The sequence below is a fragment of the Nocardiopsis alba DSM 43377 genome, from assembly GCF_000341225.1.
Lineage (GTDB): Bacteria > Actinomycetota > Actinomycetes > Streptosporangiales > Streptosporangiaceae > Nocardiopsis > Nocardiopsis alba.
Map to the genome: position 1 here is coordinate 139,544 of NZ_ANAC01000003.1, position 18,152 is coordinate 157,695.

General features: G+C 68.5%; 18 protein-coding genes. 13 read left to right on the plus strand and 5 right to left on the minus strand.

The window, feature by feature from the left end; translation table 11 throughout:
- Positions 1-107: 107 nt before the first annotated feature.
- The 4 genes from D451_RS28155 to D451_RS0103020 all read left to right on the plus strand — a co-directional run bounded on the left by D451_RS28155 (position 108) and on the right by D451_RS0103020 (position 3,123).
- Entirely contained in the window at positions 108-251 is a 144-nt protein-coding gene (locus D451_RS28155) for a hypothetical protein (RefSeq protein ID WP_159068783.1), read from the plus strand.
- The gene (locus tag D451_RS0103010) at positions 251-1,393 is read left to right on the plus strand and encodes a methyltransferase domain-containing protein (RefSeq protein ID WP_026124778.1); all 1,143 of its coding nucleotides are present in this window, start codon (positions 251-253) and stop codon (positions 1,391-1,393) included. The genes D451_RS28155 and D451_RS0103010 overlap by 1 nt, the downstream gene beginning before the upstream one ends.
- 74 nt (positions 1,394-1,467) lie before the next feature.
- Positions 1,468-2,511 (plus strand): protein-L-isoaspartate O-methyltransferase family protein, encoded by a 1,044-nt coding sequence (locus D451_RS0103015; RefSeq protein ID WP_017533379.1) that lies wholly within the window; start codon positions 1,468-1,470, stop codon positions 2,509-2,511.
- A 120-nt stretch (positions 2,512-2,631) separates the two neighbouring features.
- Positions 2,632-3,123: an HIT family protein gene (locus D451_RS0103020; protein ID WP_017533380.1), complete on the plus strand. Its 492-nt coding sequence runs from the start codon at positions 2,632-2,634 to the stop codon at positions 3,121-3,123.
- A 39-nt stretch (positions 3,124-3,162) separates the two neighbouring features.
- Here the strand turns inward: D451_RS0103020 and D451_RS0103025 are convergent, their stop codons facing one another.
- The 4 genes from D451_RS0103025 to D451_RS0103040 all read right to left on the minus strand — a co-directional run bounded on the left by D451_RS0103025 (position 3,163) and on the right by D451_RS0103040 (position 6,411).
- On the minus strand, positions 3,163-4,089 hold the full coding sequence (locus tag D451_RS0103025; RefSeq protein WP_017533381.1) for an SGNH/GDSL hydrolase family protein: 927 nt from the start codon (positions 4,087-4,089) through the stop codon (positions 3,163-3,165).
- A gap of 52 nt (positions 4,090-4,141) precedes the next feature.
- A complete protein-coding gene (locus tag D451_RS0103030; protein ID WP_017533382.1) occupies positions 4,142-4,651 on the minus strand; it encodes a MarR family winged helix-turn-helix transcriptional regulator in 510 nt (169 codons plus the stop codon).
- Positions 4,652-4,762: 111 nt separating this feature from the next.
- Positions 4,763-5,425, minus strand: a complete 663-nt coding sequence (locus D451_RS0103035; RefSeq protein ID WP_026124780.1) for a TetR/AcrR family transcriptional regulator — start codon at positions 5,423-5,425, stop codon at positions 4,763-4,765.
- A 14-nt stretch (positions 5,426-5,439) separates the two neighbouring features.
- Positions 5,440-6,411: an acyl-CoA desaturase gene (locus D451_RS0103040; RefSeq protein WP_017533383.1), complete on the minus strand. Its 972-nt coding sequence runs from the start codon at positions 6,409-6,411 to the stop codon at positions 5,440-5,442.
- A gap of 543 nt (positions 6,412-6,954) precedes the next feature.
- On the opposite strand from D451_RS0103040, the gene glmU reads away from it, so the two are divergent.
- The 4 genes from glmU to pth all read left to right on the plus strand — a co-directional run bounded on the left by glmU (position 6,955) and on the right by pth (position 11,094).
- Positions 6,955-8,418, plus strand: coding sequence for a bifunctional UDP-N-acetylglucosamine diphosphorylase/glucosamine-1-phosphate N-acetyltransferase GlmU (glmU, locus tag D451_RS0103045; protein ID WP_026124781.1), 1,464 nt, complete (start codon positions 6,955-6,957; stop codon positions 8,416-8,418).
- 20 nt (positions 8,419-8,438) lie between these two features.
- Positions 8,439-9,407, plus strand: a complete 969-nt coding sequence (locus tag D451_RS0103050) for a ribose-phosphate diphosphokinase (RefSeq protein WP_014912904.1) — start codon at positions 8,439-8,441, stop codon at positions 9,405-9,407.
- A gap of 356 nt (positions 9,408-9,763) precedes the next feature.
- Positions 9,764-10,351 carry a 50S ribosomal protein L25/general stress protein Ctc gene (locus D451_RS0103055; RefSeq protein ID WP_017533384.1) on the plus strand — a complete coding sequence of 196 codons (588 nt, stop codon included), beginning with the start codon at positions 9,764-9,766 and terminating at the stop codon, positions 10,349-10,351.
- 107 nt (positions 10,352-10,458) lie between these two features.
- Complete coding sequence (pth, locus tag D451_RS0103060; RefSeq protein ID WP_017533385.1) at positions 10,459-11,094, plus strand: aminoacyl-tRNA hydrolase; 636 nt, start codon at positions 10,459-10,461, stop codon at positions 11,092-11,094.
- A gap of 66 nt (positions 11,095-11,160) precedes the next feature.
- On the opposite strand, the gene D451_RS0103065 is transcribed toward pth, so the two are convergent.
- On the minus strand, positions 11,161-11,724 hold the full coding sequence (locus tag D451_RS0103065) for a TetR/AcrR family transcriptional regulator (RefSeq protein WP_017533386.1): 564 nt from the start codon (positions 11,722-11,724) through the stop codon (positions 11,161-11,163).
- A gap of 47 nt (positions 11,725-11,771) precedes the next feature.
- Here D451_RS0103065 and D451_RS0103070 point away from each other — a divergent pair, with 47 nt between their 5' ends.
- From D451_RS0103070 to cysN, 5 genes are all read left to right on the plus strand, one after another.
- Entirely contained in the window at positions 11,772-12,752 is a 981-nt protein-coding gene (locus D451_RS0103070; RefSeq protein ID WP_017533387.1) for a DsbA family oxidoreductase, read from the plus strand.
- A gap of 363 nt (positions 12,753-13,115) precedes the next feature.
- Positions 13,116-14,651 (plus strand): sugar transferase, encoded by a 1,536-nt coding sequence (locus D451_RS0103075; RefSeq protein WP_017533388.1) that lies wholly within the window; start codon positions 13,116-13,118, stop codon positions 14,649-14,651.
- 3 nt (positions 14,652-14,654) lie between these two features.
- Positions 14,655-15,446, plus strand: a complete 792-nt coding sequence (locus tag D451_RS0103080; protein WP_014913556.1) for a 3'(2'),5'-bisphosphate nucleotidase CysQ — start codon at positions 14,655-14,657, stop codon at positions 15,444-15,446.
- A 58-nt stretch (positions 15,447-15,504) separates the two neighbouring features.
- Positions 15,505-16,437: a sulfate adenylyltransferase subunit CysD gene (gene cysD / locus D451_RS0103085; RefSeq protein ID WP_017533389.1), complete on the plus strand. Its 933-nt coding sequence runs from the start codon at positions 15,505-15,507 to the stop codon at positions 16,435-16,437.
- Positions 16,438-16,501: 64 nt separating this feature from the next.
- Complete coding sequence (cysN, locus tag D451_RS0103090; RefSeq protein WP_017533390.1) at positions 16,502-17,770, plus strand: sulfate adenylyltransferase subunit CysN; 1,269 nt, start codon at positions 16,502-16,504, stop codon at positions 17,768-17,770.
- Positions 17,771-18,152 lie beyond the last annotated feature (382 nt).

The following is an 18,152-nucleotide window of genomic DNA, read 5'->3' on the forward strand; positions in this document are numbered from 1 at the left end:
ATTGCAGGAATAATTCTCTGCGTCACCCTCTTGTCACGTAGAGATTATTCCAGTAGTAATGGAATCGCCGGTGGATCGGTCACCGCGAACCCCTCAAGGAGCAGCTCATGCGAGCACCTGGCATCGCCGTGTACGGCAGGCACGAGGACAACTCCTCCTCCGACGGACACAAGCCCGAGCGCCCCATCCCGCCGCCGACCCCCGACGACGGTGGCTCCGGTGGAGGCAGGCACGAGAGGGACGACGAGTAGTGCTTCCCGCCCACGAGGAATTGGTCGCCCGCCTCGAGCAGGCGGGCGTCCTGGCCCGACACTGGCGTACCGCGTTCGAACGGGTCGAGCGGCACCGCTTTCTCCCGGATCGGTTCACCGGCCCGGACGGCGTCACCGCGGACCGTTCGCGGGATCCGGACCACTGGCTGGAACTGGCCTACGCCGACATTCCGATCGTCACCCAGGTGGACGACGGCGCCGAGAACGGTCCCGGATATCCGACCAGCTCCGCGTCCCAACCCACGATCGTCGCCGACATGCTCCGCCGACTGGACGTCTTCCCCGGAATGCGCGTGCTGGAGATCGGGACCGGCACCGGATACAACGCCGCTCTGCTCTCACAACTCCTGGGGGACGCGGCGGTGACCAGTGTCGAGATCGACGCGGACCTCGCCGAGACGGCCCGGACCCGGTTGCGCGAAGCGGGCTTCGGGACGTTCGTGGTCACCGGTGATGGAACGCTGGGATGCCCGTCCCACGCCCCTTTCGATCGGGTGATCGGTACCGCCGCGGTCCAGCGGGTCCCCTATCCCTGGATCGAGCAGACCAGGCCGGGCGGAAGGATCCTCACCCCTTGGGGAAACGCCTTCCACAACGGGGTGCTGGCCGACCTCACCGTCGGCCCGGACGCCACGGCACGCGGCCGTTTCGGGGGAGACGCGGCCTTCATGTGGGTGCGTGGTCAGCGTGTGCCCAGGCGGGTCGTCGAGACCTTCGTGCGTCCCGAGGAACAGGCCTTCGAATCCACCCGGACGGAACTGCACCCCTACGAGCCGATCGGCGACTTCGACGCGAGTTTCGCGATCGGACTGCGCATGCCCACCGTGCTGAACCGGGTCGAGTTCTCCGAGGACGATGGGCAGCGGTACACGGTGTACCTGGTGGATCCGGAGACGGCCTCCTGGGCGTCCTGGCGGATCGAGCCGGAGCACCGGGAGACCGGCCACGAGGTTCGACAGCACGGGCCTCGTGAGCTGTTCACCGAGTTGGAGACTGCCTATCGCTGGTGGCGAGAACGAGGTCGTCCGGTGCACACCAGGTTCGGTCTCACGGTGTCGGCGGAGCGACAGTCGGTCCGGCTCGACGACGAGTCCGATGTCGTCACGTGGACCGGTACCTGATCCACCCCATGGTTCTGGTCCGCACCTGAACACACGTTTTTCCTGCATAGATGACCATGACTCCAAGGAGCGCCGTGACCGACAGCCGTGTACGGGACGCCCTCGCGTCCGTTTCGGAGGACTACTACACCCGAGCCGAGGACGGAGGCCTGATCAGGCAGAGCAGTTCGGTCGAGGCCATCACCGCGATGCTGGAGCGCCTGGACGTGCGGCCGGGCATGCGGGTGCTGGAGATCGGGACCGGGTCCGGTTTCTCCGGGGCGTTGTTGGGTGAGCTGGTCGGAGAGAGCGGCTCGGTGAGCTCCATGGACGTCATCCCCGACCTGGTCGAGCGGGCCAAGGGTCTGCACTCGCGTCGGGGTGTGGACAACATCCGTGTCGTGACCGGTGACGGCGTCGCGGGGATGCCCGAGCAGGCTCCCTACGATCGGCTCGTGGCCTGGGCGGCCGGTGATCGGTTGCATCGGACCTGGGCCGACCAGTGCGTCCCCGGCGCGGTGTTGGTCGTGCCGATCACGCTCGCACCGGTGCTCCGGGCCAACGCCATCGTGCGGGCACGGCGTACCCGTGGGGGAGGTCTGGAAGCGGACCGGTTGTGGTCCGGCGGGTACGTGGAGATGTACCCCGAGGAACTCACCCAGTGGCTGGTGCCGCCGAGTGGTGTCCAGGCTCAGGCCACCGATGCGGAAGGGAATCCGTGGTGGATCAGTGGCACGTGGATCGACGAGGGTGACCGCCACGTGGCACAGAGGCTTGTGGAGACCCTCGCCTCCGAGGCCCGTGTGGAAGGGGAGCTGCTCGGCTCGGGGGAGTCGTGCGAGGACTTCCGTATCCACCTGTACGCGACCGCCTCCGCCGGGTTGAGCATGATCGGTCTGGGAGCGCGTGGCTGGGCTCCGGGACACGCCACCGCCGAGAGCGCCGCCGTGGTGTTGGGCGACGGTGGTCTGCTCACCGCGGGCGGCCCCGAATCCGCTCTGGAGCTGAAGCGCCGGGCGGAGGAATGGCGAAGCTCGGGAAGGCCCGGGGCGGGGTCGCTGATCCCCACTCTGGAAGAGGTGCGCGACGGCTGGTTCGTTCGGTCCCGGGGGATGAGGAGCTCCGTGGCGGAGGCCTGATCCCGGGGGGAGCAGGCCTTCATGGAGGGGCCCGTTCATGCGGGATGAGAACTTTCCCGGTCCGTTCCGTCCGAACGGGCCACACTGTGGACATCCGACCGAACCTCGATCCCAAGGAGCATGGTGAGTACCGAGTCCTCCGCCCCCGGATGTGTCTTCTGTGAGATCGTGGCCGGGCGATCTCCGGCCCATCGGATCTGGGAGGACGAGGCGCATCTGGCGTTCCTGTCGATCTTCCCCAACACCGAGGGTTTCTCCGTCGTCATCCCCAAGGCCCACCGCACGAGCTACGTGGTGGACCTGGAACCGGAGGAGTACACCGCCCTCCACTTGGCCGCGCGGGAGGTCGCCCGCCGGTTGGACGCCGCCTTCCCCGACGTGGCCCGGACCGGGATCATGTACGAGGGCTACGGAGTCGATCACGCGCACGCCAAGCTCTTCCCGATGCACGGAACGGCGGGCAACGCGGGGGAGGACTGGCGGGAGGTGGCCTCGCCGATCGACGGCTACTTCGACCTGTACCAGGGCTATCTGTCCTCGCACGACCATCACAGGGCCGATGACGCCCGGCTCGCGGAGGTCGCCCGCCGCGTCAGGAACGCCGCTTCCTGAACCGCGCGCGCTCCGGCCGGGCCGACGATCCTCCCGTGCCTAACCGAGTCGTTCCTGGAAGGCCTCGGCGATGGTGCGGGCACCGGCGGGGTTGGTGTGGATGTCGGGCCCTCGAGCGGTGTCGCACATCCAGGTGAGGGCGCAGACGGCGCGCAGGTCGGCGGGCAGCCCGGCCCCGTCGCCCTCGGAGGGGGTCTCGGCGCCGGCCGCCTGGAAGGCCCCGGCCACGTCGGCGACCTCGATGCCGGCGGCCTCATAGGAATCGACGAGCGAGGCGTTGACCGCGTCGATGATCTCGACGGTGCGGGCGGCCGGTCCGCTCTCGGAGGTCGCCGCCTCGGGGCCGGTCACCAGGGCCAGGGCCTGGAACGGGTTGTAGTAGGTCATCGCCACGATCCGGGTGTCCGGTGACGCCGCTTCGACCAGACGTTCGGCGATCACGGGGACCTCGGTCTCCAGCCGCTCCAGCCCGTCCGCCACGCACTCCTCGTTCACCCCGAGGGCGTCGGGGTCGATCTCGGCCTCGGGATCGGAGGGGACGCCGTTCACACAGCCGGTGAAGTTGTTGCCGCCGATGGTGAGGGTGACCAGGTCGACCCGGTCGCCGTGCTCCTCCAGGAAGGCCACGGCACGGTCGAGTTGGGAGTCGCCCTCATAACGGAGATCGCACCGCATGAGCCCGCCCTCGATGAAGGTGGTGGTGTCCTCGCCGCCGCACCCCATGCGTTCATGGACGAGCGTGGAGTCCTCGTCCTTTAGCGTGCGGTACAGGACGTCCGTGTAGCCCTCGGAGGTCTCCACCGGCACCCCGGATTCGTCGGGCTGCACACCGACGGTCAACGAGTCGCCGAGGGAGAGGTAGTGGCTTTGTGGGGCCGCCCTCTCCTGAGGCTCCTCGTCGGCCGGTGCCGAACAGGCCGTGATCGTCAGCGCCGCGGCGAGGGCGGCCGTCCATCGGATTCTCACAGTGCTCTCCGACCGGGATCGTGTGCGGGGACCGGCGCGCTCGGCGTACGCCCTAGTTCTGTGGGCCGGAGGGCGTTCTGTCGAGCGGCGCCAGAAGGCTTCTCAGTAACGATGCCAGTTGTTCGCGCTCGTCGGTGGGCATGGGGGCGAGGAGTGTCTCCTCGTAGCTCAGCAACGACTCCAGTGCGGCGTCGATCCGTTCGGCGCCCTTGTCGGTGAGCCGGACCAGGACCCCGCGTTTGTCGGCGGGGTCGGGGCGCCGGCGGACGAGGTCGGCGGCGGCCAGCCGGTCGACCCGGTTGGTCATGGTGCCGGAGGTGACCAGGGTGGCCCTGAGCAGGCGACCGGGGCTCAGCTCGTAGGGAGGGCCCGAGCGGCGCAGCTCGGAGAGGACGTCGAACTCCCAGGGTTCCAGGGCGTGTTCGGTGAAGACGGTGCGTCGAGCGCGGTCCAGGTGGCGGGCGAGCCGGGACACCCGGCTGAACACCTCCAGCGGGGTCACGTCCAAGTCCGGCCGTTCGGAGCGCCACGCCTCCAACAGCCCATCCACCTCATCGCACATGAGGACAGCATATCTCTTGACATCAAGATAGTGGGGCGGGTATGCCGTTGCACACCCGCCCCACACGCGACCTGGGGCGACGCCGGTCCCGTGGACGGCGCTGCGGAGGGGTCAGCCGGAACGTCCCCGACGGTGCTCCTCGCCCAGACTCGGCTTCGCCTCCAGGGAGGAGAGACCGTTCCAGGCCAGGTTGACCAGATGGGCCGCGACCACCTCGCGCTTGGGCTTGCGCACCTCCAGCCACCACTGGCCGGTCAGCGCCCACATACCGACCAGGGCCTGCGCGTACATGGGGGCGAGCGCCGGGTCGTAACCGCGTTCGGCGAACTCGTCGGCCATGATGTGCTCGACCTGGCTGGCGATGTCGTTGATCAGGCTGGCGAAGCTACCTGTTCCGGAGGCGACGTGGGAGTCCCGGGTGAGCACCCGGAAACCGACGCTGTCCTCCTCGACGTAGCGCAGCAGGGCCAGGGCCGCCTTCTCGATCTTGCTCCGGGCGTGATCGGCGGTGAGGGCCTCGCCCATCATGTCCAGGAGCGTGCGCATCTCCCGGTCCACGACGACGGCGTAGATGCCCTCCTTGCCGCCGAAGTGCTCGTAGACCACGGGCTTGGACACACCGGCCCGAGCGGCGATCTCCTCGACGGAGGTCGCGTCGAACCCTCGTTCGGCGAACAGCTCCCGGCCGATCCCCAACAGCTGTTGCCGACGCTCCTTGCCCGTCATGCGCTTGCGGCGCACGCGGGTCCTCTGTTCGCTGTCGGCTGCTCCCATGATGGTTACCGATCCTAGACCTTGACCCGCTTCGCGGCGAGTCGTTCGTTGTTGGGCCAGCGGACCTTGGTGGCCCAGCCGATCTTCTCGAAGGCCCAGATGGCCCGGGCGGAGATGTCGATCTGACCCTTGAGGACGCCGTGACGTGCGCAGGTCGGGTCGGCGTGGTGCAGGTTGTGCCAGGACTCGCCGAAGGAGGGGATGGCCAGCCACCACACGTTGCGGGAGCGGTCGCGCACCTCGAAGTTCTCCTCGCCGATGGTGTGGCAGATGGAGTTGACCGACCAGGTGACGTGGTGCAGCAGCGCGACACGGACCAGACCGGCCCAGAAGAACGCGGTGACGGCGCCCCACCAGGACATGGTCACCAGGCCACCGATGGCGGCCGGGGCGAACAGGGAGAAGAGCACGATCGGCACGAACAGTCGGTCGACGAGGACGACGTCCTTGTCCTTGAGCAGGTCCGGGGTGAAGCGGCGCGGAGAGGTCTTCTTCTCGTCCAGGTACATCCAGGCCATGTGGGCGTAGTACATGCCCTTGGCCACGGACTTCCAGTCGTCGCCGAAGCGCCACGGGGAGTGCGGGTCGCCCTCGGCGTCGGCGTACTTGTGGTGGCGGCGGTGGTCGGCCACCCACTTGATGACGCTGCCCTCGATGGCCATGCTGCCCGCGATCGCCAGGGCGATCCGCAGCGGCCGGTTGGCACGGAAGGAACCGTGCGTGAAGTGCCGGTGGAAGCCGACGGTGATGCCGAGACCGCTGATCACGTAGAAGACCACGGCGATGACGATGTCCGTCACCGACAGGCCCCAGCCCCAGAAGAAGGGCACCGCGCCCAAGAGAGCGAGGAGCGGCACGAAGACGAAGGCGAACACGGTGTAGCGCTCGGCCTTGCCCCTCAGCTCGGGCTCGTACTCGGGGATCGCCTCGCGTTTGGGACGCGTCATGGCGGTGCCTTCCGCGGGTAGTTCGGGAGCAGTGGTCATGGTCTCGCACACCTCGTCACGGGAACGTCGTCACTGGTCAGGACGGCGTCACAGGGATGTGGAGCACCCGTGGACACGGCCTAACCTATTCCTACGTAACCGTAACCTACGAACCCGTAGGTTTGGCAAGCCCTCCCTGGAAGGCGCTATGTTGGTGACGGACGCACGGGCCGAAGGCCCGGCGCGTTCCCGGATGATGTAATCGGCAGCATGTGGGGTTTTGGTCCCCATCGTCCAGGTTCGAGCCCTGGTCCGGGAGCTGTTCCCGACCCTGATCGCCCCCTCGCCCCGGGGCGCGGAGGGTCCACGGCGGCGCAACTCACATCCGACGCCGCTTTCCCGGGCCCCCAGGGGTGTACGGACACCCCGCCGGACGGGCGCCCTCGTCAACGTGCGCCGCCACCGGGGGGCGCTCGTGACGCGCATGTATCCTTCCCCTGTCGGCCGCTGGTCATCCGACGGCCGCCCGCGCGGCATGCGGGACGCGCCGCCGAAGGGTGAGCCGACTGTTCATGTGCCAGCTATCACGAGGGGTCTCCTCCAGTGAGCGTGAAACGCCCGGCTGCCGTCATCGTCCTCTCCGCGGGAGAGGGCACCCGGATGAAGTCGAAACTCCCCAAGATGCTTCACGAGATCGCGGGCCGCAGCATGTTGGGCCACGTCCTCGAAGCGGCTCGGGCGACCGACCCGGAGCACACCGTGGTGGTCCTGGGCCACAAGCGGGAGCGCATCGCCCAGCACCTGGAGCGGGTCGCCCCCGAGGCGCTCACCGCGGTCCAGGAGGAGCAGAACGGCACCGGTCACGCGGTGCGCATGGCTCTGGAGGACCTGGCCGACAAGGGGCTGAAGCTCACCGGCACGGTCGTTCTCACCTGTGGCGACACACCTCTGCTCCGCGGTGAGACGCTCAACGGCCTGATCGCCGAGCACGAGCGCGAGGGCAACGCGGTGACCGTCCTGTCCGCCCGGGTCCCGGATCCGCACGGCTACGGTCGCATCGTCCGCGACGACGCGGGCTCCTTCACCGAGATCGTCGAACACGCCGACGCCACCCCCGAACAGCTCGCGATCGACGAGATCAACTCGGGCATGTACGCCTTCGACGGCTCCCTGCTGACCGAGGTCGTCCAGCGTCTGTCCAGCGACAACGCCAAGGGCGAGGAGTACATCACCGACGTGGTGTCCCTGCTGCGCGGCGACGGTCACCGTGTCGGCGCCTGGAGCACCGCGGACCGCCACGAGGTCCAGGGCGTCAACAACCGCGTCCAGCTCGCCGAGGCCCGGCGCCTGCTCAACGAGCGCCTCCTCGAACAGCACATGCTCGCCGGGGTCACCATCGTCGACCCCGCGACGACCTGGATCGACTCCGAGGTGAGCATCGGCGTGGACACCGTGGTGCTCCCCGACAGCCGCCTGTACGGAACCACCAGGATCGGCGAGGACGCCCGGATCGGCCCCGGCGCCGACCTTCGCGACACCGTCGTCGGCGACGGCGCCGAGGTGCGCGAGACCACCGCCGACCGCGCGGAGATCGGTCCCGAGACCACCGTCGGTCCCTACACCTACCTCCGGCCGGGCACCCGCCTGGCCGAGCGGGCCAAGGCCGGAGCCTTCGTCGAGGTCAAGAACTCGAACGTCGGCACCGGTTCCAAGATCCCGCACCTGACCTACGTGGGCGACGCCGACATCGGCGTGGGCAGCAACATCGGCTGCTCCTCGGTGTTCGTCAACTACGACGGGGTCGACAAGTCCCGGAGCACCATCGGCGACCACGTGCGCATCGGCAGCGACAACACCATCGTCGCGCCGGTGACCGTCGGCGACGGTGCCTACTCCGGGGCCGGGACGGTGGTCCGCGAGGACGTTCCGCCGGGTGCACTCGCCGTCTCCGAGGGGCACCGGCAGCGCAACGTCGAGGGCTGGACGCGTCGCAAGCGTCCGGGAACGGCCTCCGCCGAGGCGGCGGAGGAGGCGGAACGGCGTAGAGCCGACTCCGCGAACGAGTAGTGACTGTGGGGGAGAAACACGTGACCGGGATGAAGGCCACCGGACAGAAACAATTGATGCTTTTCTCGGGGCGCACGCACCCCGCGCTGGCCGAGGAGGTGGCCAAGGAACTGGGGATCGACGTGGTCCCCACCCGGTTCGACACCTTCGCCAACGGAGAGATCTTCGTCCGCTACCTGGAGTCGGTACGCGGTTCGGACGCCTTCGTGATCCAGTGCCACGCGGACCCGATCAACGAGTCCATCATGGAGCAGCTGATCATGGTGGACGCCCTGAAGCGGGCCTCCGCCAAGCGGATCACCGTGGTCACGCCGTTCTTCGGCTACGCGCGTCAGGACAAGAAGCACCGCGGCCGCGAGCCCATCTCCGCCCGCCTGATGACGGACCTGTTCCGGACCGCGGGCGCGGACCGGATGATGGCCGTCGACCTGCACACGGACCAGATCCAGGGCTTCTTCGACGGCCCGGTCGACCACCTGTTCGCGCTGCCGATCCTGGCCGACCACATCGCGGGTCGGGTCGACCGGTCCCAGATCACGGTGGTCTCCCCGGACGCCGGCCGTGTGCGCACCGCCGACCGTTGGGCCGACCGTCTGGGCGCCCCGCTGGCGATCATCCACAAGCGGCGTGACCCCGACGTCGCCAACGAGGTGAAGGTCCACGAGGTCGTCGGTGAGGTCAAGGGCCGCGTCTGCGTCCTGGTCGACGACATGATCGACACCGGCGGCACCATCGTGAAGGCCTCCGAGGCCCTCTTCGAGCAGGGCGCGGCCAAGGTCCTGGTCGCGGCCACGCACGGTGTGCTGTCCGGGCCGGCGGCCGAGCGTCTACAGAACTCCCGGATCTCCGAAGTGGTGATCACGAACACCCTTCCGGTCCCCGAGGAGCGTTCCTTCGAGAAGCTGACCCAGCTCTCGATCGCCCCGCTGGTGGCACGTGCCGTCAACGAGGTGTTCACCGACGGCTCGGTCACGAGCCTGTTCGAGTAACCCCCCCGGGTCATGACATGCCCCACAGGGGCCGCCCGGTCCGCCGGGGGTCTCTGTGGGGCATGTACGGAGTCGTCACCGGAACCAGTAGACTTGGCCGAGTGTCCCCGTGCCCGGACGGATTCCACGTGTCTTCGTGTGTAACCGTTCGGAAACAACGCGGGCAGGGGTGCGCGACGAGCGTTCCCGGGCCGAAGCGGGTCCGGTGACGGCTCGCCGGGCACGCCTGGAACCAAGGCGGTCGAGTCCCCTGCCAGCCGGGCGACCCCGTCGTATTCTCCGCCGAGGGCGAGAATCGTTCGTACTAATGGAGTCGTGTTCCCCGTGTTGCGGGGTTGAACCCGAGGAGTTTTGTCGTGTCCGAGGTACGTATCGCTGCCGAGCCCCGCACGGAATTCGGCAAGGGCGCCTCCCGTCGCGCCCGCCGCGCGGGTAAGGTGCCGGCCGTCCTCTACGGCCACGGCACCGAGCCCCGCCACCTGAACCTTCCGGGCCACGAGCTCATGCTCGCCCTGAAGACCCCGAACGTCCTGATCCGTCTCGACGGCCTGGACAAGAACAACCTCGCCCTGCCCAAGAGTGTGCAGCGCGACGCGATCAAGGGGTTCCTGGAGCACGTCGACCTGCTGGTCGTCACCAAGGGCGAGAAGGTCGAGGTCGAGGTGCCCCTGGTCCTGGCCGGCGAGGTCAAGGCCCCGGGTGTTCTCAACCAGGAGCTGGTGACCGTGCGCGTCGAGGTCGAGGCCCACAACATCCCCGGCCAGGTCGAGTTCGACATTCAGGGTCTGGAGATCGGTGCCGTCCCCACCGCCGCTGAGATCGTGCTGCCCGAGGGCGCCACGCTCATCGACGACCCGGAGACCACGGTCCTGACCGTCTCCGCGCCGCGCGTGGCCGACGAGCCGGAGACCAGCACCGAGGCCGCAGAGGCCGCCGCCGAGTAGTTCGGTGTGCGCATTCCACGCTTCGAGTTCGAACGCGCGGTCCCTTCCTGGGTCCGCGCGTTCGGCGTTTCGGGTTCAGGGTGGACCGACCCCGATAGGCTCGCGGCATGTGGGGCTTGTTGAGCAGGTTGGGCGTCGGGAAGAACAAGGACGACGAGGGCATGGCGGAGAGCGAACGTTGGTTGGTGGTGGGGTTGGGCAACCCCGGCCCCAAGTACGCGGGGAACCGGCACAACGCCGGGTTCATGGTGGTGGACGCCCTCGCGGCCGACAAGGGTGAGCGCTGGAAGGCGCACAAGGCCAACGCCGACGTCGTGGAGACGCGGATCGACGGCTCCTCCGTGGTCCTGGCCAAGCCCCGCACCTTCATGAACGTGTCCGGTGGGCCGATCGCCGGTCTGGCGAAGTTCTACAAGGTCCCGATGGAGCGGATCGTCGTCGTGCACGACGAGATGGACATCGACTACGGCGCGCTCAAGCTCAAGCGGGGTGGCGGTTCCGGTGGCCACAACGGTCTGAAGTCGACCACGGCCTCGCTGTCCGGGCCGGACTACCTGCGGGTGCGTTTCGGCGTGGGGCGTCCGCCCGGTCGAATGGACCCGGCCGTCCACGTGTTGCGCGACTTCTCCTCGACGGAACGTCCCGAGCTGGAGCTGAACGTCGAACGTGCCGCCGACGCGGTCCGCACGATCCTCACCGAGGGGTTGGGCCGGGCCCAGAACGTCTTCCATACCGCGGCCTGAGGTTCGCGGTCGCGAACGTCCCCGTCCCGGGTGCTCCGGGGCGGGGACGTTCGTCGTCGCGGGGGGTCACGTGGTGAGCAGGATCCAGGTGTCGCGGGCGTCGACGCCGGGGGAGCGGTCGGTCTCGGCGGCGGAGGCGATCGCTCCGACCAGGGCGCCGGCGACGAAGGAGGCGTGCAGGGGCGGAGGAACCTCGGAGTGACGGGCCGGTCTCCTGCCCGCGTCGAACCCGGGGAGCAGCTCTCGGGCGACGCGCTCTCGTAGGACCTCGGCGAAGCGGGAGCCTCCGCGCTCGGTGAACATCCTGCGATAGAGGACGGCGTTGTCGGCCACGTGCGAGAACAGGTCGACCAGGGGCGCGGGGGTGGCGCCGTCGGGGGAGTCCAGGGGGCACAGCGCGGCGCATTCGGCGACGTGGGACACCGCGTCCTCCATGGCGTCGGCGACCAGGGCGTCCAGGTCCGCGTAGTGCTGGTAGGCGGTGGCCCGGTTGATCTCGGCCCGTCGCGCGACGGCGGACATGGTGAGGGAGGAGAGCTCTCGTTCCTCGGACAGTGACAACAGTGCGGCGCGCAGGCGCTCTCGGGTACGTCGGACCCGGGGATCGTCGGGGTTCATGATCCACAGCATAAACGACAGGTGTTGCTTTAACAACGCTTGTCGTTTATCTTCATGGCATGAGGATCGAGATCTGGGCGGACGTGGTCTGCCCCTGGGCCTACATCGGCAGGCGTCGGCTGGAGCGGGCGCTGCGGAACCACGAGGGCGAGAAGGTCGAGGTCGTGTGGCGGCCCTACCTGATCGACCCCGCGGCCCCCGCCGTGTCCGAACCCTTGGATGAGGCGGTGCGCGACCCCTTCGTCGAGGACGCGATGCTCTCCTGTGGCCCGGCGGGCACGACTCTGGAGGAGAACTGGGCCCGGGTGTCGGAGATCGCCGCGGCCGAGGGGCTCGGGGATCGCTGGGGTGCCGCGTGGCGTGTCGACAGCCGGCGCGCCCACCGTCTGCTGGCCCTGGCCGAGGAGGAGGGCGGCCCCGCTCTCCAGGACGCCGTGGCCGAACGGGTCCTGCGCGCCCACTTCGTGGAGGAACGGGACATCGGCGACCCGGAGGTCCTGGCGGCGCTCGCCGCCGAGGCCGGGTTCGAGCGGGGCGGGTCCGTTCTGGCCGACGGGGGCGGCGAGCGGCTCGTGCGCGAACGCCTCCTCGTCGGCAAGGCCGAGGGGGTGGCGACCTCGCCGACCTTCGTCCTCAACGGGATGTCCCTGGCCGGCGCCCAGCCCTCCGAACTCATCGAGGAGTTTCTGGGGGAGGCCGCTCGGCGGAGCCCCCGGAGGCTCCCGGAGGAGGTGGAGCGGTTGCGTCGAGCCGAGGCGTTGGTCGACCTGCGCGACCCTTTGGGAGCCCTCGAACTCCTGGGCCCCCTGCTGGAGGAGCACGGTTCCGACCGGGCGCTCCGCCTGCTCGCCGCCCGCGCCTACTACCACTCGGCCCAGCTGGGTCGGGCGCGCCGGACCTTGGAAGGGCTGATCGCCGACGGGGCCGACGACGCCTACGCCCACCTGCTTCTGGGGACCACGCTCCGTAGGCAGGGGGAGAAGGAGGCGGCCGGGCCGCACCTGCGGCTGGCCGCCGTGATGGACCCGAGCCTGGCCTGAGCCCGGAAGGGTCGTCTCCGGTGGGACGTGCTCCACGCCCCGGCCGAGGTGTTCTCCTCGGCCGGGGCGATCACGTTCCGCACAGGGTTTCGGTCGCAGGCGCCGGGCGGTTCGGTTCTGACCCTCGGGGGTGGGCCGAGGAAGGCCTTTCCGGTCTCGGGATAGCCACATTCTCCCCTTGAGCAGGACTTCTTCCTTGACAAGCAACAACTCCGAGCGACTTCTCGACTACTTTTAGCTACTGTTCGGGTTGGCAGTAGGTGTTCTGCGCCCGATGGCGCGCCCCGCTCATACCCTCCACATGAGCCCCATGGCGCCAGGGGCGACTACTCAAGGTGAGTGTCTGAAACCTGAGGGGAAGACGTGGTCACAGGTAGCGGGACCATCCAGGGAGAACCCACCGTCCGGCCGGCGCCGCGTTCGGAGACGGACACCTCGGCCGGGCCGAAGGGCGGCGGCCATCGACGTCCGCCGATCCGGCCGTCCGGAGGCGGAACCCGCGCCTGGGTACGCCCCTACATCGTCGGCCTGGTCGGACTCGACCTGATCGCCGCCCTGACCGCGACCCTCGCAGGCACCGCGGCCCGGTTCCATGACGCCCTCGCGGCGACCACCACCGCGCCCTACCTGGCCCTCTCGCTCGTACTGCCCCTGGTCTGGGTGGTCTTCGTCCGACTCGGAGGCGGGTACGAACGTCGCTTCCTGGGTGTGGGCACCGAAGAGTACCGCCGGGTCGCGGTGGCCGGAACGCTGCTGGCCGCGACCGTCGCCATCGGGGCCTACGCCGTCAAGTTCGACCTCGCCCGCGGTTACGTGCTCGTCACCCTGCCCCTGCTCGTCCTGCTCAGCCTCGGTCTGCGCTACGCGCGCCGCAAGGCCCTGCACCAGAGCCGTCGGGTCGGTGCGTGCATGAGCGGCGTGGTGGTCGTCGGGTATCGGAACGCCGCCGGTGAGCTCATCACGCGCTTTCGCGACGAGATCTACCACGGCATGCGGGTCGTGGGCGTGTGCCTGCCCGCGCACGAGACGGACCTGAGCGAGGTGGAGGGCTGTCCGGTCCTGGGCACCTTCGCCGACGCGGCCGACGCCGCCGCCCTGGTCGACGCGGACACGGTCGCCGTCCTGGCCTGTCCGGAGATGGACGGGGTGGCACTGCGTCGGCTGGCCTGGGAGCTGGAGAAGAGCGGGACCGACCTCACCGTCGCCTCGGCCCTCATGGAGGTCGCGGGCCCGCGCACCAGCATCCGTCCGGTCGCCGGTCTGCCCCTCCTCCACGTGGAACACCCCGAGCTGGTCGGGGCCCGGCGGCTGATCAAGGGGGTCTTCGATCGCTGCGCCGCCTCCCTGGCCCTCCTCCTGCTCTCACCCCTTTTCATCGTGCTGTTCGTGCTCATTCGGGCCGAGGGGGACGGGCCGGCACTGTTCCGACAGACCCGTGTGGGTCGGGACGGGGGCGAGTTCACCGTGTACAAGTTCCGTACGATGGTGGTCGGCGCCGAGACTTTGAAGTCGGTGCTACAACCCCGAAACGAGCACGACGGTGTGCTCTTCAAGATGCGTCGAGACCCCCGCGTCACCCCTGTCGGGGCATGGTTGCGGCGCTACTCCCTCGACGAGCTTCCCCAGCTCGTCAACGTGGTGCGCGGAGAGATGTCGCTCGTCGGTCCCAGGCCGCCGCTGCCGGAGGAGGTCGCCCGCTACGGGCACGACGTCCGTCGGAGATTGGTGGTCAAACCGGGATTGACGGGTCTTTGGCAGGTCAGCGGTCGTTCCGACCTCTCTTGGGAGGAATCGGTCCGCCTGGATCTGCGGTACGTGGAAAACTGGTCGCTGACGTTGGACATCCAGATCCTGTGGAAGACGTGGTCAGCGGTGATCCGTGGGGCGGGAGCTTACTAGCCGGTGAAGAGTATCCGAAACGATCATGAGGTGGCCCGGGACCTGGCCTCCGAGGCCGGTCAGCTGTTGCTGCGCCTGCGAGCCCGGCACGGCTTCGACGAGCCGGAGGTACTGCGCACGCTGGGGGACCGGACCTCGCACGAGTTCCTCTTCTCGGCGCTCGGGCGGCTGCGTCCCAGTGACGCGGTGCTGTCGGAGGAGGGTGTCGACGATCAGTCGAGGCTGAAGGCGCGACGGGTGTGGATCATCGACCCGTTGGACGGCACCCGGGAGTTCTCCGAGCCCGGCCGTACCGACTGGGCCGTGCACGTGGCGCTGTGGGAGAACGGCGAGCTGGTCGCGGGGGCGGTCGCGCTCCCCTCCCAGGGGAGCTGCCTGTCCACGGTGGATCCGCCCTGGCTCCCGGAGGAGCGGCCGGAGGGGCAGCGTCTGCGGATCACCGCCAGCCGCACCAGGCCTCCGGCGTTCGTGCAGCGCATGGCCACCCAGATGGGGGCCGAGGTCGTCCCGATGGGTTCGGCGGGGGCGAAGATCTGCGCCGTGATGCTCGGGATCGCCGACATCTACGTGCACGCGGGCGGACAGTACGAGTGGGACAGCGCCGCGCCGGTGGCGGTGGCGCGCGCCGCGGGGTTGCACGCCTCCCGGATCGACGGGTCCGAATTGCGCTATAACGTGGCGGACCCGCTACTCCCCGATATCCTTGTATGCCGATCGGAATTGTCGGGTATGTTGTTGGCGAGCATCCGCGACGGCGCGGACCTAGATAGCGCCGGTCCACACGCGGGGGGCTGAACGGTAAGGACCCTCCGCCTGGGTCCGGTCGTGTGTCGGTACTTCTAAGGCGGATTCCATGGGTCAGGCGAGTCAGCAGACCCTCGGGCGCTACCAGCTCTCCCAGCTGGACGTTCTCGAGGCCGAGTCGATCTTCATCATGCGCGAGGTGGCGGCCGAGTTCGAGCGGCCGGTCCTGCTCTTCTCCGGCGGCAAGGACTCCATCGTGATGCTCCGTCTGGCGGAGAAGGCCTTCTGGCCGGGGCCGATCCCCTTCCCCGTCATGCACGTGGACACCGGCCACAACTTCGACGAGGTCATCGAGTTCCGCGACCGTCGGGTGAAGGAGGCCGGGGTCCGCCTGGTCATCGCCTCGGTCCAGGAGCAGATCGACGCGGGCAAGGTCGTCGAGCCCACCGGCCGCTGGGCCGGACGCAACCGCCTCCAGACCTCCGCGCTGCTGGAGGCGATCGAGGAGCACGGCTTCGACGCGGCCTTCGGGGGCGCGCGTCGTGACGAGGAGAAGGCCCGGGCCAAGGAACGGGTCTTCTCCTTCCGCGACGAGTTCGGCCAGTGGGACCCCAAGAATCAGCGTCCCGAGCTCTGGAACGTGTACAACACCCGGATCGATCGGGGTGAGCACATCCGGGTCTTCCCCATCTCCAACTGGACCGAGCTGGACGTGTGGGAGTACATCAAGCGGGAGCGGCTGGACCTGCCCTCGATCTACTACGCGCATCGACGCGAGGTCTTCGAGCGCGACGGCATCCTGCTCGCCGCCTCCCCGATCATCCCGAGGGACGAGACCGAGGTGCCCTTCACCGAGACCGTGCGCTACCGCACGGTCGGCGACCTGACCTGCACCGGGGCGGTCAAGTCCACCGCGGTGGAGCTGGACGACATCATCGCCGAGATCGCGGCCACCCGGATCACCGAGCGCGGCCAGACCCGCGCCGACGACCGGGCCGGAGAGGCCGCCATGGAGGACCGCAAGCGCGAGGGCTACTTCTAGCTCGCGCGCAGGCGAGACCTCCCCTTTCAGGCGATAGTCCCCTCCATACCTAGGACCAGGCATCATGAGCAATGACATTCTGCGGTTCGCCACTGCGGGCTCCGTCGACGACGGCAAGAGCACCCTGATCGGCCGGCTGCTGTACGACTCCAAGTCGATCTTCGAGGACCAACTCGACGCGGTGGAGCGCACCAGCGTCGCCCGGGGCGAGGAGCAGACCAACCTGGCGCTGCTCACCGACGGCCTTCGCGCCGAGCGGGAGCAGGGCATCACCATCGACGTGGCCTATCGCTACTTCGCCACCCCCAAGCGCACCTTCATCATCGCCGACACCCCCGGCCACATCCAGTACACCCGGAACATGGTCACCGGAGCCTCTACGGCGGATCTGGCGATCATCCTGGTCGACGCCCGTAAGGGCCTTCAGGAGCAGAGCCGCCGGCACGCCTTCCTCGCCACCCTGCTCCAGGTTCCGCACCTGGTGCTGGCGGTCAACAAGATGGACCTGGTCGACTACTCCCAGGAGCGCTTCGAGGAGATCAAGGCCGAGTTCGCGGAGTTCGCGGCCAAGCTGGACACCCGCGACCTCGCCTTCGTCCCGATCTCGGCGCTGCACGGCGACAACGTGGTGAGCCGCTCGGAGAACATGCCGTGGTATGAGGGCGGCTCTCTGCTCCATCACCTGGAGAACGTCCACATCGCCTCCGACCGCAATCTGATCGACGTGCGCTTCCCCGTTCAGTACGTGATCCGGCCGCACCGTTCCAGCGACCCCGAACTGCACGACTACCGCGGTTACGCGGGCCGGCTCGCGGGCGGAGTGCTCAAGCCGGGGGACGAGGTCGTCCATCTTCCCTCCGGCCTGGCCACCCGGGTGGCCAGGATTTCGACGGCCGACGGCGAGGTCGCCGAGGCCTTCTCGCCGATGTCGGTCACCCTCCTGTTGGAGGACGAGATCGACATCTCGCGGGGCGACATGATCTGCCGGCCCAACAACACCCCGGTGGTCTCCCAGGACATCGAGGCGATGGTGTGCTGGATGACGGACGCGCGCAAACTCACCCCCCGTTCCAAGCTCATCGTGAAGCACACGACCCGCACCGCGAAGGTGATGGTCAAGGATCTGCGCTACCGCCTGGACGTCAACACGTTGCACAGGGACGAGCAGGCCGACCACCTGGCGCTCAACGAGATCGGGCGGGTGCGGCTGCGCTCCACCCAGCCCCTGTTCGTGGACGAGTACGCGAAGAACCGTCAGACCGGCGGTTTCATCCTCATCGACGAGGCCACCAACGTCACCGTCGGGGCGGGCATGGTCGTCAAGGCCGACTGACCTCCCCCACGCCGCACGAGAGCGGGATCGCCTTCGGGCGGTCCCGCTCTCGTGTGTTCGGGGGCGGATCGAGTCGCCCTCGGACCTGCGGATCGAAGGTGAGATCCTGCAGTCGTATTTCCAGATGTAAAAGAAACATAAGTCTTTTTCCGGGCCCCGGTTCCAGTCGGTTCGGTGTTAATGGGGTCTCTGGAGGGGGTGGGGTTACCGGGCGTTAGGTGCCTGTCCAGCGGGTCGGACCTGGCGTGGTGTCAGGCATCGAAGGGGTGAACGTGCCCGGGTGTCAGACATGGGATGAATGAAACGAGAAGAAAAAAATCCCTGGGGCTCTGGCAATAACGGTTCAAGTCTGCCTAAAGTGTCCAAATCGCAGGTGGGTCTC

What these genes read in the sequence shown, in the direction of transcription:
- D451_RS0103035 (WP_026124780.1), bottom strand. Translation starts at nt 5,425, where the DNA reads ATGGGAGCAGCCGACAGCGAACAGAGGACCCGCGTGCGCCGCAAGCGC.
- D451_RS0103070 (WP_017533387.1), top strand. Translation starts at nt 11,772, where the DNA reads ATGAGGATCGAGATCTGGGCGGACGTGGTCTGCCCCTGGGCCTACATC.
- cysN (WP_017533390.1), top strand. Translation starts at nt 16,502, where the DNA reads ATGAGCAATGACATTCTGCGGTTCGCCACTGCGGGCTCCGTCGACGAC.
- D451_RS28155 (WP_159068783.1), top strand. Translation starts at nt 108, where the DNA reads ATGCGAGCACCTGGCATCGCCGTGTACGGCAGGCACGAGGACAACTCC.
- D451_RS0103065 (WP_017533386.1), bottom strand. Translation starts at nt 11,724, where the DNA reads ATGCTGTGGATCATGAACCCCGACGATCCCCGGGTCCGACGTACCCGA.
- pth (WP_017533385.1), top strand. Translation starts at nt 10,459, where the DNA reads ATGTGGGGCTTGTTGAGCAGGTTGGGCGTCGGGAAGAACAAGGACGAC.
- D451_RS0103020 (WP_017533380.1), top strand. Translation starts at nt 2,632, where the DNA reads ATGGTGAGTACCGAGTCCTCCGCCCCCGGATGTGTCTTCTGTGAGATC.
- D451_RS0103040 (WP_017533383.1), bottom strand. Translation starts at nt 6,411, where the DNA reads ATGACCACTGCTCCCGAACTACCCGCGGAAGGCACCGCCATGACGCGT.
- cysD (WP_017533389.1), top strand. Translation starts at nt 15,505, where the DNA reads ATGGGTCAGGCGAGTCAGCAGACCCTCGGGCGCTACCAGCTCTCCCAG.
- D451_RS0103030 (WP_017533382.1), bottom strand. Translation starts at nt 4,651, where the DNA reads ATGTGCGATGAGGTGGATGGGCTGTTGGAGGCGTGGCGCTCCGAACGG.